The organism is Bradyrhizobium sp. 186 (genome assembly GCF_023101685.1).
GTDB lineage: Bacteria > Pseudomonadota > Alphaproteobacteria > Rhizobiales > Xanthobacteraceae > Bradyrhizobium.
This window is the reverse complement of the sequence record NZ_CP082164.1, coordinates 4981723-4998170: the sequence shown is the minus strand read 5'-3', so window position 1 is coordinate 4998170 and position 16448 is coordinate 4981723. Positions and strand designations below refer to the sequence as shown.

The following is a 16448-nucleotide window of genomic DNA, read 5'->3' as shown; positions in this document are numbered from 1 at the left end:
TCACTCCCCCTAAAACTCCGGGTCCAGCCAAGATCAACTTGGCCGGCCCTGTCAATTGGAACTGCTGGGTATTGTGCGCTTTACCGGCGGTCGAGGAGCCGGCGCGCCGCCGGCATCAGCGTGGCGCCGAGCGCATTCTTGACCAGCGAGGCGGCGATGAACGGCACGATGCCGACCTGCCAGGCCTTAGGCACGCCAAGACCAAGGCCGAAGGCCAGCCAGCCGAGCCCGGCGGCCAGAATGACGACGTGGCCGACCGCCATCGCCGCAAACAGCAACACCACGCTGCGATCCCAGCCGCGCTCGGCGAGCCAGCCGGTGACGAAGGCGGCTGCAATGAAGCCAAAGAGATAGCCGGCGGTCGGGCCGACCAGCGGCGCGATTCCACCCACCGGGCCGGCGAACACCGGCAGGCCGATCGCGCCTTCAGCGAGGTAGGCCATCATGGTTGCGCTGCCAAGCCGCCAGCCATAAGCCGCACCGATCATCAGCACGACCAGCGTCTGCAACGTCATGGGCACATAAGGCAGCGGCAGACTGACCTTGGCCGACAGCGCCATCAGGGCGGTGCCGAGCGCAACCAGCACGACCGCACGTAGCGCGCCGGCGGTCTCGCCCGTTTGGGCCGGCCACAACATTGCGGCGAGAGGAAGTTGCGGCGCGGCGGCGGACTGGACGGATCTGTCAGACAAGATGAACTCCGGAAGGCTGTTCGAAACTGGCGGCTATTTAAGCCAGTGAGCGATCCGGTCAACTGCCTCGCGCATCTCCTGAGGCGAACGCGCATAAGAGAATCGTATGAACGAGCGGCCATGGATGGGATCGAAATCGAGGCCCGGCGTGGCCGCGACATGGGCCTGTTCGAGCATCTGCTGGGCGAACTCGAAACTGTCCGACGTGAAGTCCGAGACGTCGGCATAGAGGTAGAAGGCGCCGTCGGCAGGCAGGAATCTCGTCAGTCCGGCCTTGGGCAGCCCCTCGATCAGGATGCGGCGGTTTTCCTGATAGCCGTGCTTGATTTCCTCCATCTCGGCCGCGCCGTCGAAGGCCGCTTCGGCCGCGATCTGCGACAGCGACGGCACCGAGATCGACAGGTTCTGCTGGAGCCGCTCGATCGGCCGCACCAGCACGTCCGGCACGACCATCCAGCCGACGCGCCAGCCCGTCATGCAAAAATACTTCGAGAACGAGTTGATCACGAGTGCGTGCTGCGACAGCGCCGCCGCCGTCACCACCGGAAAGGCATAGTCGAGCCCGTGATAGATCTCGTCCGAGATGAAGCGGATGCCGGCGTCTTCCGCCGCCGCGATCAGGCTAGAGAGCGCCTCCCTGGACATCATCGTTCCCGTCGGATTGGCGGGGCTGCCGACCAGCACGCCCTTCACGGGCGCCTTGCGATGGGCGGCGAGCAGCGCCTCGCCGGTTAAGGCGTGACGCGTCTCATTGGTGGTCTCGATCAGCACCGGCTCGCAGCCGAGCGCGGTGAGGATATGGCGGTACGGCGGATAGCCCGGCACCGTCACGGCGACGCGATCGCCGGGCTCGAACATCGACAGGAAGGCCAGGATGAAGCCGCCGGAGGAGCCGGTGGTCACCACCACCCGCTCGGCACTAACGTCGCAACCATAGGCATCGCGATAATGCCGCGCGATGCGCTCACGCAGCGAGGAGATGCCAAGCGCGGACGTATAGTCGATCCGCCCCGCCTCGAGCGCCGCATGCGCGGCCGCGATCGCGGTCTTGGGCGCGCCAGCCGCAGGCTGGCCGACCTCCATGTGAATGACATGGCCTCCGGCCGCCTCGATTCGGGCCGCCGCGGCCATCACATCCATCACCATGAACGGGGGAACATCGCTGCGGCGGGACGGCACGAGCCACTGCCCCACCCGGTTCCTCAATGTCGCATCGTGCATCGATTTCTGCTATTTCGCTGGCGGACCGGCCCGTTCGGTCCGGAAAACCGGGCGCTTGCGCCCCAGACTGGCCGCATTGTACGGCTCATAAGGGCATATCGCTTATCCGGTCCGCCGCCAATCGCCAAAACCAATCACGAAACTGCTTTCGAAAACCGTTTGACCAAGACCGCTTGATGTTGCTCCAGATCGCATTGCGAAAGAAGGCCTCCGCGCTGACTGCGCTCGTCACGGCGGCCGCGCTCGTGCTGTCGCCGTTTTCGGCGGCAAAGGCGCAGGAGGGCAAAGGCCCCCCTGTCCTGCGCGACACCGAGACCGAGCAGTTGCTCCGTGAATACACGCGCCCGATCCTGCGCGCCGCGGGTCTGGAGAAGCAGAACATCCAGATGGTGATCCTCAACGAGGCCTCGTTCAACGCCTTCGTCGCCGACGGTCGCCGCATCTTCGTCAATTACGGCGCGATCCTCCAATCGGATACGCCGAACCAGATTATCGGCGTGCTCGCGCACGAGACCGGGCACCTGGCCGGCGGCCATCTTTCCAAGCTGCGCGAGCAGCTCGCCAACGCCCAGACCCAGATGATCATCGCCATGCTGCTCGGCGCCGGTGCGATCGTCGCAGGCAGCACACGCGGCAGCAGCAGCGCCGGCAACAACGGGCTTGCCAATGCCGGTGCGGCGGCGATCGCCGGACCGCAGGAGATGATCCGCCGCTCGCTGTTGTCCTACCAGCGCCAGCAGGAGGAGAACGCCGACCGCGCCGGCGTGAAATTCCTGACCGCAACCCAGCAGTCGCCGAAGGGCATGTACGAGACCTTCAAGCGCTTCACCAGCGAGAGCCTGTTCGCCGCGCGCGGCGCCGATCCCTATCTCCAGTCGCACCCGATGCCCGCCGAGCGCGTCGCCGCGCTCCAGGAGTTCGCCAGCAGCAGCCCCTATTGGGACAAGAAGGACGATCCCGCGCTCCAGCTCCGCCACGACATGGTGCGCGCCAAGATCTCGGCCTTCATGGAGCGGCCGGAGACGGTGTACCGCCGCTATCCGCAGTCGAACGACAGCATGCCGGCGCGCTATGCCCGCGCCATCAGCACCTATCTGCACGGCGACCTGCGCAGCGCGCTCGCCCAGATCGACGCGCTGATCCAGGTCCAGCCGAACAATGCGTACTTCTACGAGGTGCGCGGCCAGGCCCTCCTGGAAAGCGGCAAGCCCGCCGAGGCCATCCCTGCCCTGCGCAAGGCGGTGCAGCTTTCAAACAATTCGCCCCTCATCGAGATGTTACTTGGGCAGGCTCTGGTTGGAACCGATAATAAGGCCTACACGGACGACGCCATTCGGATTCTCCGTGCCGCGGTGGCGCGGGAGCCCGAAGCGTCGCTCGGCTATACCCAGCTCGCGATGGCCTACGGCCGGAGGGGAGACTATGCCGAGGCCGATCTGGCGTCGGCGCAGGCCGCGTTTTTGCGCGGCGACAACAAGACCGCCCGCGAGCTTGCTACGCGCGCGAAAACCCGTTTCGCAGTCGGCACGCCCGGCTGGGTCAAGGCCGACGACATCGTGGCGGCCAAGCCGCCGCGCAACTAGAACGAAGCCCGACACCACGACGTCACGGCACCGAGCTCAAGTCCGCCGTGACGTTTTTCGAAACCTGCTTTGGATAAGAGGATTTGCCTATGCCTTCGCTGCGCCTGCTTGCTCCCGCGCTGTTTGCGCTCGCCATGTTTGGCGCAACCGTGCCCGCGTCGGCCGACAGCTTCTCCGATGCCCAGCGCACCGACATCGAGGCGATCGTCAAGAACTACCTCGTCAGCCATCCCGAGGTGCTCGAGGAGGCCATGGCCGAGCTCAGCAAGCGCCAGGCCGCGGCCGAAACGCAGAAGCACGAGGCCAGCATCAGCCAGAACGCGGACGCGATCTTCAACTCGCCCCGTCAGGTCGTTCTCGGCAACAAGGACGGCGACGTCACCTTCGTCGAGTTCTTCGATTACAATTGCGGCTACTGCAAGCGCGCGATGACAGACATGCTCGACCTCATGAAGGCCGATCCCAAGCTGAAGGTCGTGCTGAAGGAGTTTCCGGTGCTGAGCCAGGGCTCGGTCGAAGCGGCGCAAGTCGCGGTCGCCGTACGCATGCAGGATCCGACCGGCAAGAAATATCTCGACTTCCACCAGAAGCTGCTCGGCGGCCGCGGCGCAGCCGACAAGGCGCGCGCGCTTCAAGCGGCCAAGGAGGCCGGCCTCGACACCGCGAAGATCGAGAAGGACCTCGCAAGCCCCGAGGTGCGCGCCACCATCGAGGAGAACTTCAAGCTCGCGGAAGCGATGGGCATGAACGGCACGCCGAGCTACGTGATCGGCAAGCAGGTCGTGATCGGCGCCATCGGCCTTGAAGGCCTGAAGGAGAAGATCGGCGTCGCCCGCTGCGGCAAGGCGACCTGCTGAGCGATACGACATTGCGTTGAAAGAGGCCGGCTCACTGCCGGCCTCTTTTTTGCGCGGTTCGACCGTCGCAGTTTGTCGCGGTCCGGGCACGACCGTTCATCCGGCGTTCAACAAACAAAGCCTGTCGGAACCTCCTGGAATTCGGAACGACTGCGCTCTCCTTTCGTTGTCGGCGCGGGCAATGACGCAAAGAAATCACGAGAGGAGAGGTTCAAATGACTAATCGCTTTTTGGTCTCGGTTGCAGCCCTGGCGCTGATCGCCGGCACCGGTTTCGCCAACGCGCAAGGAACCGGAACCAAAGACTACGGGAGTGGCCAGCAGAGCCAGCACAGTACGCAGCCTTCCGGCGAGCGCAGCGGTTCAATGGGCAAGCAAGAGTCCATGGACAAGCAAGACAAGCATGACAAGGGAACGGTCGGTCAGGCCGGCGGCATGAAGGATCAGCCGGGCGCTCAAGACAAGTCAACTCAGTCCGACAAGATGAACAAGGACCAGCCGGGTGCGACGCGTGAGAAGTCGACGCAGTCGGAGAAGTCGTCGACGGTCGGCCAGAGCCCGCGGAGCGACGAGAAGTCCAAGGGTAGCATGAGCAAGGAAACCGAGACCAAGGGCAGCAAGGACATGAAGGCCCAAGGTCAGGAAGACCGCAGCGGCATGAACGCGCCGGGCCACCAGGGTTCGCAAAGCCAGACCCAGACCCAGACCGGGATCGAGCGGTCGCAGACGACGACCGGCCAGGCTGGCGCGGCCGCCAAGCTCTCGACCGAGCAGCGCACGCAGATCACCTCGGTGATCCGCGAGGAGAAGGTGGCGCCCGCGGCCAATGTGAACTTCAACATTTCGGTCGGCACCCGCGTGCCGCGCGAGGGCATCACGCTTCACGCCCTGCCGTCCCGGGTCGTGACGATCTATCCGGAGTGGCGGACCTACAAGTACATCCTGGTCAAGGAAGAAATCGTGATCATCAATCCGGACACCTACGAGATCGTGGCGGTCCTGAACGTCTAAGGCCGGATGACGGCAACCTCAGGGGGCGGGCAGCGATGCCCGCCCTTTGCCGTTCGACCGCAAGCCACCCTTTGGACTGGTTAACAAGCAATTTCCGTAGCTTCCGCACAGGTTTTTGCACCCCGGATGAACTGCCTGAAGCCTCCTGGGAGGTCCTTCAAGGCTTCCCCTCACGCGCTTTGTTACCTATAACCCCCGCCACGCCGAAGCACCTGCCGGGATAGGAATGGCTGAACCAGCGACCGACACGATCCTCGTTCTCAACGGGCCAAACCTCAACATGTTGGGGACGCGCGAGCCGGAGAAGTACGGCCATGACACGCTGGCCGACGTCGAAACGCTGTGCCGGCAGACCGCGGCGCAGTTCGGCCTCAAGGCCGACTGCCGGCAGTCCAACCGCGAAGGCGAGCTGATCGACTTCATCCACGAGGCGCATGCCCGCAAGATGAAGGGCATCATCATCAACGCCGGTGGCTATTCGCACACCTCGATCGCGCTGCACGACGCGCTGCTCGCGGTGCAGATTCCGACGGTCGAGGTGCATGTGACCAACATCCACGCCCGCGAGAGTTTTCGCCACCACTCCTACACCGCGCGCGCGGCCTTCGCCTCGCTCTGCGGTTTCGGCATCGAGGGCTACCGCCTCGCCATCCAAGGCCTTGCCGCCAAGCTCGGCATCAAGTCCAAAGCCTGACGCCCCCTCATCACACAGAACATTCGGATCAAGCAACATGGCGCGCCAGCCAGACGACAAAGCAGCCGCAAAGTTTTCAAGCGAGGATTCCGCGCTCATCCGCGAGCTCGCCTTGCTGCTCGATGAGACGAGCCTCACCGAGATCGAGATCGAACGCGCGGGCTTGCGCCTGCGCGTCGCTCGCAACATCAGCGTCGCCGCGACCATGCCTATTCCGATGGCGCATGCCGCCCACGTGCCGGTCGCCGCAAGCGCCGCCGCAGCTTCGGCCGCGGCTGCGGACCTGTCGAAGCATCCGGGCGCCCTGACATCACCGATGGTTGGCACCGCCTATTGGGCGCCGGAGCCCGGGGCCAAACCGTTCATCGAGGTCGGCAGCAAGGTGTCTGTCGGTCAGACGCTGCTCATCATCGAAGCGATGAAGACCATGAACCAGATCCCCTCGCCGCGTGCCGGCACCGTGACGCAGATCCTGGTCGAGGACGGCCAGCCGGTCGAGTTCGGTGAGCCGCTGGTAATTATTGAGTGACGCGAATGGGGAGTAGCGAATAGCGAAAGGCATCGCCCTTTACTATTCGCTATTTGCCACTCGCCATTCGCGACAGGACAACATGTTCGACAAGATCCTCATAGCCAATCGCGGCGAGATCGCCCTTCGCATTCTGCGGGCCTGCAAGGAGCTCGGGATCGCGACCGTCGCCGTGCACTCCACCGCCGACGCCGACGCGATGCATGTGCGCCTGTCGGACGAGAGCGTGTGCATCGGGCCGCCGCCGTCCAAGGACAGCTATCTCAACGTGCCCGCGCTGCTCGCGGCCTGCGAGATCACCGGTGCGGACGCGGTGCATCCCGGCTACGGCTTCCTGTCGGAGAACGCGCGCTTCGCGGAAATCCTCTCCGAGCACAATCTGCATTTCATCGGCCCGAAGGCCGAGCACATTCGCCTGATGGGCGACAAGATCGAGGCGAAGAAGACCGCCAAGCGGCTCGGCATTCCCGTGGTGCCCGGCTCCGACGGCGCGGTTGGCCCCGGTGACGACGCGATGGCGATCGCCAAGAAGATCGGTTTCCCCGTGCTGGTGAAGGCCGCTGCCGGCGGCGGCGGCCGCGGCATGAAGGTCGCGCAGAGCGAGGCAGACCTTCAGGTGGCGCTGTCGACGGCGGCCAACGAGGCCAAGTCCGCTTTTGGCGACGCGTCCGTTTACCTGGAAAAATATCTCCAGAAGCCGCGCCACATCGAAATCCAGATTCTCGGCGACGGCCGCGGCGGCGCCATCCATCTCGGCGAACGCGACTGCTCGCTGCAGCGCCGTCACCAGAAGGTCTGGGAGGAAGGCCCCTCGCCCGTGCTGGCCGCCGCCGCGCGTGCCAAGATCGGCGAGACCTGCGCCAAGGCGATGCGCGAGATGAAATATCTCGGCGTCGGCACCATCGAGTTCCTCTTCGAGGACGGCGAGTTCTACTTCATCGAGATGAACACGCGCATCCAGGTCGAGCATCCCGTCACCGAGAGCATCACCGACATCGACCTCGTGCTGGAGCAGATCCGTATTGCCGCCGGCGGCGACCTGCCTGCGAAGCAGGACGAAGTCCAGATCATCGGCCACGCCATCGAGTGCCGCATCAACGCGGAGAACCCGCAGACCTTCCGCCCCTCGCCCGGCCGGATCTCGCAATATCACCCGCCCGGCGGGCTCGGCGTCCGCATCGATTCCGCGGTCTATCAGGGCTACGTTATCCCGCCCTATTACGACTCGCTGGTCGGCAAGCTGATCGTGCACGGCAAGACCCGGGGCGAATGCCTGATGCGGCTGCGCCGTGCGCTCGACGAGATGGTGGTCGAAGGCATCGAGACCACGCTGCCGCTGTTCCGTGCGCTGGTGCGCGAGCCCGCCATCATCGACGGCGACTATCACATCCACTGGCTGGAACAGTATCTGGCCGGCGAGACGGAAACGGCCGCGAAATAATCTCGCCCCCCTCGGGAACCCTTTGGCCCCAATCGTGTTCTGGACGTTGGGACCAGTTCCAAGGGGGCGTTTTGAACTCCGCTGAACTTAACAAGGCGAGACCGTCGTGACGGCTGACGCGCTGCGATGGCGCGCATTTTGGCAGATCCTGTTGTTCTCGGCGGGCCTTCTGGTGCTGACCGTAATCAGCGCCGGCTCCGTCTATCTCGTCAACAAGGCCAGAGACGACAACAAATGGGTGATTCACACCATCGAGGTGGAGAACCAGCTCAACGCGCTGCTGCTCGAAATCCGCCGCGCCGAAAGCGGAGCTCGCGGCTTTCTGCTGACGCAGGCGGCGGATTTCAAGGCGGACCATGAGAAGGCCGTCGCGGCCATCATACCTGTCCTCGACAGGGTTACGCGCCTGACCGGTGATAATCCGGCGCAGCGCACCAACGTCGAGAAACTGAGCGCGGCGATCGAGACCCGGCTCAACCAGTTCGCGCAGGAAATGGACTTCGTCCGGCAGGGACACCCCGACAAGGCCACGGAGCTTGTGCGCGAAGCCGCTGCTGCGGATACCACCACCGCAATCAGCAGCGTCGCGGGCGCAATGATCCAGGAAGAGGAGCGACTGTTCCGGCTCCGCACGACGAACGCCGACCGCAGCCAGACGATCGCCGCATCGGTGACCGGCATCGGCTCCGGTTTGGTCGTGCTGCTGGCCCTGATTTCCACCTGGCTGGTGCGGCGCTCCGCGCTCGCCCGTGACGAGGCCGAGGCACGCCTGCGCGACGCCAACGTCAATCTCGAAGCCATCGTCGAGGAGCGCACCGCGGACCTGCGCGAAGCCAACAACGAGATCCAGCGCTTTGCCTATATCGTCAGCCACGATTTGCGCTCGCCGCTCGTCAACATCATGGGCTTCACCAGCGAACTCGAAGAACTCCGCGGCGACATCTTCCGTCGCATCGGCGACCTCGCCCATGTCCCAGCCGACGGGCCGCCGCTGGCTCCCGGCACGCCCGGTGAGATCGCACTCGAAGGCCCTGACAAGCAGCTTTCGCAGGATTTTTCCGAAGCGCTCGGCTTCATCAAATCGTCGATCGCCAAGATGGACCGGCTGATCTCGGCGATCCTCAACCTCACCCGCGAAGGCCGGCGCGAATTCCAGCCTGTCAAGATCGACACGCGCGAGTTGATCGAAGCCATCGTGTCAACGCTGGCGCATCAGGCGGCCGAAGCGCAGGCCGAGATCCGCATCGAACCGCTGCCCAATCTCGTCAGCGACCGGTTTGCGCTCGAGCAGATCTTCTCCAATCTGATCGACAACGCGATCAAGTATCTCAAGAACGGAGTTCCCGGCGAGATCCGAATCCGCGGGCGCACCAAGCTCGGCTACGCCATCTTCGAGATCAGCGATAACGGACGCGGGATTGATCCGAAGGATCACCAGCGGATATTTGACTTGTTCCGGCGTGCGGGAACCCAGGACAAAACCGGTCAGGGCATAGGTCTTGCTCACGTGCGCGCACTTGTGCGCCGCCTTGGGGGCACCATGTCGGTATCGTCGGAACTAAACGCAGGCAGTACATTCACGATCACGCTGCCTATCGCCTGGAACACCAGCAACCGGAATGCGGATCAATGACCCAGCCTGTCAGCATCATCATGATCGAGGACGACGAGGGCCATGCCCGGCTGATCGAGCGCAACATCCGCCGTTCCGGCGTCAACAACGAGATCGTCTCGTTCGCCAACGGCACCGACGCGGTGAAGCACCTGTTCGGCGCCGACGGCACCGGGCTTGTGCAGAAGGGCAATGCGCTCCTGATCCTGCTCGACCTCAACCTGCCCGACATGAGCGGTATCGACATCCTGAAGCAGATCAAGGAGAACAATTATCTCAAGGCCTCGCCTGTTGTGGTGCTGACCACCACCGACGACTCCCAGGAGATCAAGCGCTGCTACGAGCTCGGCTGCAACGTCTACATCACCAAGCCCGTCAATTACGAGAATTTCGCCAACGCCATCCGGCAGCTCGGCTTGTTCTTCTCGGTCATCCAGGTCCCGCCTGCCGCCTCATGAACCAGCGAACACCAACACTGCTCTATATCGACGACGACGCCGCGCTGGCGCGCCTGGTCGAGCGCGGCCTGACGCGCCGCGGCTACAAGGTCGTTCATGCCGCCAGCGGCGAGGAAGGCCTGGCGCGCATCCGCCGCGCGGATGCCCAAGGCTGTATCGAAGGCTGTATCGATGGCTGTACCGAAGACTGCATCGACGTCGTGGCGCTCGACCAGTACATGCCCGGTCTCGACGGCCTCGAGACGCTCGAACAGATCATGGCGATCCCGGGCGCGCCTCCCGTGGTGTTCGTCACCGCATCGCAGGATTCCAACATCGCGGTGACCGCGCTGAAGGCGGGCGCGGCGGATTATCTGGTCAAGGACGTCAAGGGCGACTTCATCCCGCTCCTGCAGGTCGCCGCCGACGGCGCGCTGCGCCAGGCCGAATTGCAGAAGGCGCGTGAGGCAGCCGAAGCAGAAATCCATGCCTCGCGCGACCGCTACGCCGCCCTTGCCGCCGAGCGCGAACTCCTGCTGCGCGAGGTCAACCATCGCGTCGGCAATTCGCTCCAGATCATTGCATCGCTCCTGCACTTGCAGGCAAGCTCCGCGACGCAGGAAGAGGTCAAGGCCGCGTTGACCAATGCGATGGGCCGCGTCGCCGCGGTCGCCCAGGTGCACCGCCGCCTCTATACCTCGCAGGATCTCAAGAGCGTGGTCTTGAACCAGTATCTGGACTCCCTGCTCGAGGATCTGCGCCGCTCGGCCGAAGGCAACCGGATGTCGCGCCTGACGCTGAAGGCAGAGCCCATCGAGATCAACCCGGATCGCGCAGTCGCCGTCGGCATTATCGTCAACGAGCTGGTGATGAACGCGGTGAAATACGCTTATCCGGACGGCGCCGGCCCGATCCATGTCGAGCTGACCTCGCGGGGCGAGGAACTGATGCTGTCGATCGCCGACGACGGCGTCGGCGACAACGCCAAGGTCGATCCGCGCTCCACCGGCATGGGCCAACGCATCGTCGCGGCCATGGCCGCCAAGCTCGATGCCAGCGTCGAGCGCGATCCCGCCCATACCGGAACCAAGATCCTGTTGAAGTTCCGCCGCGTGCCCGCGTCCCCCGGCGGAACGAGCCACGCGGCGGCGAGTTGATCGGCGCGATCTCGCCTCGCCCCATCGCAAGCGCACTGCGATCCTGCTATTGTCGCAAGCTATGACTTCGCGCGATTCCGCCTCGTCTGAAATCACTCCGGCCGTGCTGTTGCGCGCCTATGCCTGCGGCATATTTCCGATGGCCGAGAGCGCGGACGATCCGACTCTGTTCTGGGTCGAGCCCGAGATGCGCGGCGTCATCCCGCTCAACGGTTTCCGCGTGGCCTCGCGGCTTGCGCGCACCGTACGCTCGGATTGTTTTCGTATCACCGTCAACACCGCGTTCAAGGCGACGATTGCCGGCTGCGCCGCACCGCAGGCGGGCCGAGAGGAGACCTGGATCAACAAGCGCATTCGCGATCTCTATGGCGGCCTGTACGAGCTCGGCCATTGCCATAGCGTCGAGGCCTGGCAGGGTGATGATCTCGTCGGCGGCCTCTATGGCGTGAGCCTCGGGCGGGCCTTCTTCGGCGAGAGCATGTTTCACACCGCCCGCGATGCCTCCAAGGTCGCGCTGGTGCATCTGGTCGCGCGGCTCATCCACGGCCGCTTCGAGCTGCTCGACACGCAATACGTCACCGAGCATCTGAGGAGTTTTGGCGCGGCCGAGATCTCGCGGCGGCGCTACACCGCCCTGCTCGACAAGGCGCTCGCCGGCGAGCCCGGCGATTTCCTGAAGCTGCCCGCGGACCAGCCAATCCCGGGCGCACGCGCCCTCGAGATCATCGCCTCACGGCGATAGTCAATGATTGGGCCCAAAGCATGATCGGAAAAGTGCGAAGCGGTTTTCCGAAAAGATCATGCTCAAACAACAACCTAAAGCGCGATGATGATCCTCATCTCATCCCGCTTTAGCGGCCAAACCCGGGGAAATTGAAAAGGCCCGGCTGCTGCTGTGGCGGCGGAGGCGGCGCCGGTTGCTGTTGCGGCGGCGGCAACGGCTGTGGCGGACGCTGCTGCACGGCCTGCTTGGGCGCGGCCTTCTTCTGCGCCGGAGGCGGCGGCGCGGCCGGCTTGGTCCCGGGATCCGGTGCCGCGGTCGCAATGGTCTGCTGCGGCTCTTTGCAGTCGGTGAGCCAGATGTCGTAGATCGGATGCTCGACGCCGTGCAGGCCCGGGCTCGCCGCATACATCCAGCCCGAGAATATCCGCTTCACCTCGCCCTGCAAGGTGATCTCGTCGACCTCGACAAAGGCGTCGGTATTGGTGGCCTCAGTCGCGGGCCGCGTATAGCAGGCATTGGTTTTGACCCGCAGCGCGCCGAACTGCACGGTCTCGCCGATATCCTCATCGAAATTGATGATGCGGCCGGTGATCTTGTCGAGCCCGGAGAAGGTCGCCTTCTTGTTCACGATCTTCTGCGCGGGCGGCTCGGTGACGACCTCGTCGCCCGGCTGAAGGCTCGCCGGCGTTTGCGGCACGGCGCCACCCGGCCCACCCTTCTGCTGCGGCTGACGCTGACCGGGCGCACCGGGCTGCGGAGCGCCTTGCGGATTGGGCGGCGCGACTGCCACCGAGGGCGGCTGGTTCGGCGGAGCGACGCTAGAGCCCGGCGGCGGCGCCAGGGGCTGGGTCTCGACCGGCCCCGGCATCACATTACCTTGCCGTCCCGGCGGCGGCGCCATCGGGCGCGACGGCAGCACGCGGCCCTGCGGCGGCAGCTCCGGCACCTCTTCGTCATCGTCGGGGATCTGCTGCGGCTGCGGCTGGCCGCGCGGAATGTTGCCGGGCGGCCGCAGCGGCGGCGGATCGGAGAAGATCGTGCCGATCTGCGCCTGCACCGGCGTCGCAACCGTCATCGCGGTGGCGGCGAGCAGCGCCGCAAGACCTGTCAGGGTAATGGTTCGAAACATCTCGCGCGGCTTCAACAGCGAATCGGGCTTGTCGGACATTCTACAAGGGTACCGCCGCTCGCAGGCCATCCGGTTAACACGGCGAATACGGCGGGCGTGTGTTGTCGGGCAAAAGTGCTGCGATTTCAAGCGACATTGAGCCACCTTTGACCATCCATAACCGGTCTTGACCATGGGTTTCCGGGACCAATCCGGGACCGCGCGGTCACTGTTCGTTCTCGTCTCGCGAACAGGAGAGCGGGATTATCCTGATTTCTGTGGAGCCGAACAACCTTACTATTCACAGCTTGCGGTTGAAGAGACATAGATTGACGTTGGCGGGTTCAGCACCTGGGGCTTCGCATTGGTCGCTCATGTCAATCACCCACACGGCGACCTGAGGAGGCGGAGCGCGACTACCCTCGATGAGCCAAGAACAACTACCGCAAAAGGAACGCTCGGACAGGGGATTGGGCCGCCTGATGCACGCAATTGGCGGAATGCTGTTCCAGCTACTGCTTTTCGCAATGCGCCGGCGATCCCGTTACTTCATCCGTCTGTCCGTAAACTGCCATATGGCATGCCTACTCGAGGTTTGGTCCAAAATTTCGGAAGGACCCTTGGATAGTGCGTCACGATCTTACAAGGATGCCGACGCCGCGATAGCGTACTATTTGATGCGATCATCCACGTCGCGGGCTAGCTTCACATCTTTCGAGCAGAAAATATTAGGCTGGCACCTCGTTGCTTGGTACCGCGCGCAGACGGACGTCCCTGATGCGAGAAAGCATTTCAATTTCGTACGCAAGCACCGCTTGGCTAAAATCATTCGCTATTACGAGAATTTGCAGAATTACATTGCGTATGTGGCGACCTCTGAGATCGCGGCACTTCAACAACTCGTCAAAGAGCCGGTAAGTCGCGACGAATGGAAGTCGAAGGTCAGCTTCGACCGTCTCCCGCCCGAATTGAAGGACAAGCCACATCGTGCGCGACGCCTCGCGTCGCTCCTCGCGAAGAAGCTGCAGTCCTTGAGACGCGAAATCGCGATCAAGAATTACTTCAAAATCGACTTTGCGCTTTCGGATATCACCTCCTTCATTGCGATCTCCGGCGCACTTCTCTTGTTGCTGGGGTTCGGGCGCGTCGCTTTCTTTGGATGGTATTTCGACATCCCATTCGCCAGATATTTCAGCACAACCGACTATATCGCTAGCGGTCTGGGCGAAATCTATGGATATCTGATCGCTGCGGTCCTTGCGGCGATGTTGGCATTTTATAGGGTAGCTACGGCCACAGCAGTTTCACTACAGGCCCCTGACTTTTATCAGCGATCATGGAGCGGCCGCGCCGAGAGATGGACTTTGCACTTTACAGGCGTTAGCGCAATTGCCGCGCTCGTTGTGGTCGCTGTGCAATCTCACTGGGTTGATACGATCTCACTTGCGGTTGCGCTGTCATACGTGATCTCGATGTTACTTTGGAGTGTAAGCCTCCGTTTTTTCAAGGACCCCCTCAAGGCAGGCGTATTGTTGACCGTTGTCCTTGTCTCGGCCGCGACTACGTTTGTGGGAACGATCAACGAGATACAGCGGATCACGCACTCATCTTCCAGCGCGCGTCACCGCACAATTCAATTTAGCGAGGTGGTTTTTGATGAACCCACGTGGAAAATTCTTGCGATTACGAACAACTTCGTAATCCTGCGGCGGCAGAGCGACGGAGTTGTAGTAGTGAAAGCTAGGACCGACCTCAAATTCATTGAAGATCAATCGCCGCTTCCCGATGCAACGCGCAGCTAGGTTGCCTTTTTGGAAACACAACAACCCAATCGAATATCTGATAGCGCTCAACACCGCACCCATGGCGTCTTCTTTTTCTCAGAAATGCGGGGCCATTCCGGGACCGAGGGGCACCGTTCGTCCTCGTCCGCAAGCGATCCTGTAGGTTGAGCCGAATTAATACTAACACTTCAGATCGCGGCCTCGCTCTCGTCCGTTACCGGCGTCCGCATGAGTTCGACGGCCGCGCCCTGGTTTGCACGCGACTTCACCGCGTATTCGGCGGGTTAGGTTGCTTCGAAAGTGAACGACCTTAAATTGTAAAGTTAGACATAATAGACCATTACGGTTATATGACATCACCTCCTCATAAGCAATTGATTTTGTTATTAAATTTCAATATATCGTTTCCGGGACCGTTTCCGGGACCGCATAGCACAAAACGTCCATAAACCTTTGAAAATAAAGGAATTTACCGCTAACCCGCCCTTTCCGGCGGGGGAAGGGCGGCATCCCTGCCCTGCCGGTCGCCGGCTGGCCAGACCGGCGGCCGGATGGGATAGTCTGGAGGCCCCTCCCGGGTCCCAGGCGGGCATCGCCCCCGAACGTGACGTCCAACGATAACCAGAAACCGCAGGACCCCTTCCCATGCCCGTCGTGCTCGATCCCGATGCCGCCGCCGTCTACAAGGCCTTCCAGGAGGCCGGCCGTCCCGCCTACGAAACCCTGACCGCAGCGGAAGCGCGCGACTATTATTCGCAGGCGCGCTTTGCCACCAACCCCGAGCCGCCCGAGCTGGCACGCATCGCGCCCTTGTCGATCCCGGCACCGCACGGCGCGATTCCGGCGCGCCTCTATGTCCCCAAGGAGCTGCGCGGGCATGACGGCTTGTCGCCGGCGCTGGTGTTCTTCCATGGCGGCGGCTGGGTGATTGGCGATCTCGACTCCCATGACATCGCTTGCCGCAAGCTCGCCGTCGAGGGCGCGCTGATCGTGATCTCGGTCGATTACCGGCTCGCGCCCGAGCACAAGTTTCCCGCCGCCGCCGATGACGCGATCGCCGCGACCCGATGGATTGCCGCGAACGCGCGCGAGCTCGGCATCGACGCCTCACGCCTCTCAATCGGTGGCGACAGCGCCGGCGGCAATCTCGCGGCGGTCGTCGCACTCGCCGCACGCGACGGCGGTGGACCAGCGCTCGCGGGCCAGGTGCTGATCTATCCAGCCGTCGATTTTGCGATGACGCACGGCTCCCACAGCGAGCCCGAGACCAGCGTGCTGCTGACGCATTCGGTGATCCGCTGGTTCCGCGACCATTATCTCAACGGCGCCGCCGACATCCACGACTGGCGCGCCTCCCCGGCGCGCGCCGCGAGCTTGGCCGGCCTGCCGCCGGCCTATGTGCTGACCGCCGGCGCCGATCCGCTGCGCGATGAAGGCGATGAGTATGCAGAGCGCCTCAAGCAGGCCGGCGTGCCCGTCACCACCAAGCATTATCCCGGCCAATTCCACGGCTTCTTCACCATGGGAAAATTGTTGCGACAGGCCGATGTCGCGGTGAGCGAGATCGGCACGTGGTTGAAGGGGCTTGGTTAAAGGGGG

At 63.3% G+C, this 16448-nt stretch carries 15 protein-coding genes; 12 read left to right on the top strand and 3 right to left on the bottom strand.

The genetic code is table 11. The annotated features are described in order from the left end of the window. Positions 1–80 precede the first annotated feature (80 nt). Positions 81–635, bottom strand: coding sequence for a biotin transporter BioY (locus IVB18_RS23920; protein WP_247991719.1), 555 nt, complete (start codon positions 633–635; stop codon positions 81–83). A 90-nt stretch (positions 636–725) separates the two neighbouring features. After that, positions 726–1913 carry an aminotransferase class I/II-fold pyridoxal phosphate-dependent enzyme gene (locus IVB18_RS23915; RefSeq protein ID WP_247991364.1) on the bottom strand — a complete coding sequence of 396 codons (1188 nt, stop codon included), beginning with the start codon at positions 1911–1913 and terminating at the stop codon, positions 726–728. Between the two features lie 176 nt (positions 1914–2089). Here IVB18_RS23915 and IVB18_RS23910 point away from each other — a divergent pair, with 176 nt between their 5' ends. From IVB18_RS23910 to aat, 10 genes are all read left to right on the top strand, one after another. Beyond that, positions 2090–3496, top strand: a complete 1407-nt coding sequence (locus IVB18_RS23910; protein WP_247991363.1) for a M48 family metalloprotease — start codon at positions 2090–2092, stop codon at positions 3494–3496. A gap of 89 nt (positions 3497–3585) precedes the next feature. Next, entirely contained in the window at positions 3586–4353 is a 768-nt protein-coding gene (locus IVB18_RS23905; protein WP_247991362.1) for a DsbA family protein, read from the top strand. A gap of 215 nt (positions 4354–4568) precedes the next feature. Beyond that, complete coding sequence (locus tag IVB18_RS23900) at positions 4569–5363, top strand: DUF1236 domain-containing protein (protein ID WP_247991361.1); 795 nt, start codon at positions 4569–4571, stop codon at positions 5361–5363. Positions 5364–5589: 226 nt separating this feature from the next. Continuing rightward, on the top strand, positions 5590–6057 hold the full coding sequence (gene aroQ / locus IVB18_RS23895; protein WP_247991360.1) for a type II 3-dehydroquinate dehydratase: 468 nt from the start codon (positions 5590–5592) through the stop codon (positions 6055–6057). Between the two features lie 37 nt (positions 6058–6094). Next, complete coding sequence (gene accB, locus IVB18_RS23890; RefSeq protein WP_247991359.1) at positions 6095–6586, top strand: acetyl-CoA carboxylase biotin carboxyl carrier protein; 492 nt, start codon at positions 6095–6097, stop codon at positions 6584–6586. An 82-nt stretch (positions 6587–6668) separates the two neighbouring features. Next, positions 6669–8027 carry an acetyl-CoA carboxylase biotin carboxylase subunit gene (accC, locus tag IVB18_RS23885; RefSeq protein ID WP_247991358.1) on the top strand — a complete coding sequence of 453 codons (1359 nt, stop codon included), beginning with the start codon at positions 6669–6671 and terminating at the stop codon, positions 8025–8027. Positions 8028–8133: 106 nt separating this feature from the next. Continuing rightward, positions 8134–9660: a CHASE3 domain-containing protein gene (locus IVB18_RS23880; protein ID WP_247991357.1), complete on the top strand. Its 1527-nt coding sequence runs from the start codon at positions 8134–8136 to the stop codon at positions 9658–9660. Beyond that, positions 9657–10097 carry a response regulator gene (locus tag IVB18_RS23875; protein ID WP_247991356.1) on the top strand — a complete coding sequence of 147 codons (441 nt, stop codon included), beginning with the start codon at positions 9657–9659 and terminating at the stop codon, positions 10095–10097. Before IVB18_RS23880 ends, IVB18_RS23875 begins: the two co-directional genes overlap by 4 nt. Further along, the gene (locus IVB18_RS23870; protein WP_247991355.1) at positions 10094–11233 is read left to right on the top strand and encodes a histidine kinase dimerization/phosphoacceptor domain -containing protein; all 1140 of its coding nucleotides are present in this window, start codon (positions 10094–10096) and stop codon (positions 11231–11233) included. Before IVB18_RS23875 ends, IVB18_RS23870 begins: the two co-directional genes overlap by 4 nt. 61 nt (positions 11234–11294) lie before the next feature. Further along, positions 11295–11975 carry a leucyl/phenylalanyl-tRNA--protein transferase gene (gene aat / locus IVB18_RS23865; RefSeq protein WP_247991718.1) on the top strand — a complete coding sequence of 227 codons (681 nt, stop codon included), beginning with the start codon at positions 11295–11297 and terminating at the stop codon, positions 11973–11975. Positions 11976–12084: 109 nt separating this feature from the next. Here the strand turns inward: aat and IVB18_RS23860 are convergent, their stop codons facing one another. Further along, positions 12085–13125, bottom strand: coding sequence for a DUF2155 domain-containing protein (locus IVB18_RS23860; RefSeq protein ID WP_247991354.1), 1041 nt, complete (start codon positions 13123–13125; stop codon positions 12085–12087). A gap of 365 nt (positions 13126–13490) precedes the next feature. Between IVB18_RS23860 and IVB18_RS23855 the strand changes: the two genes are divergently transcribed. Beyond that, on the top strand, positions 13491–14867 hold the full coding sequence (locus IVB18_RS23855; protein WP_247991353.1) for a hypothetical protein: 1377 nt from the start codon (positions 13491–13493) through the stop codon (positions 14865–14867). 627 nt (positions 14868–15494) lie between these two features. Then, positions 15495–16442 (top strand): alpha/beta hydrolase, encoded by a 948-nt coding sequence (locus IVB18_RS23850; protein ID WP_247991352.1) that lies wholly within the window; start codon positions 15495–15497, stop codon positions 16440–16442. Positions 16443–16448 lie beyond the last annotated feature (6 nt).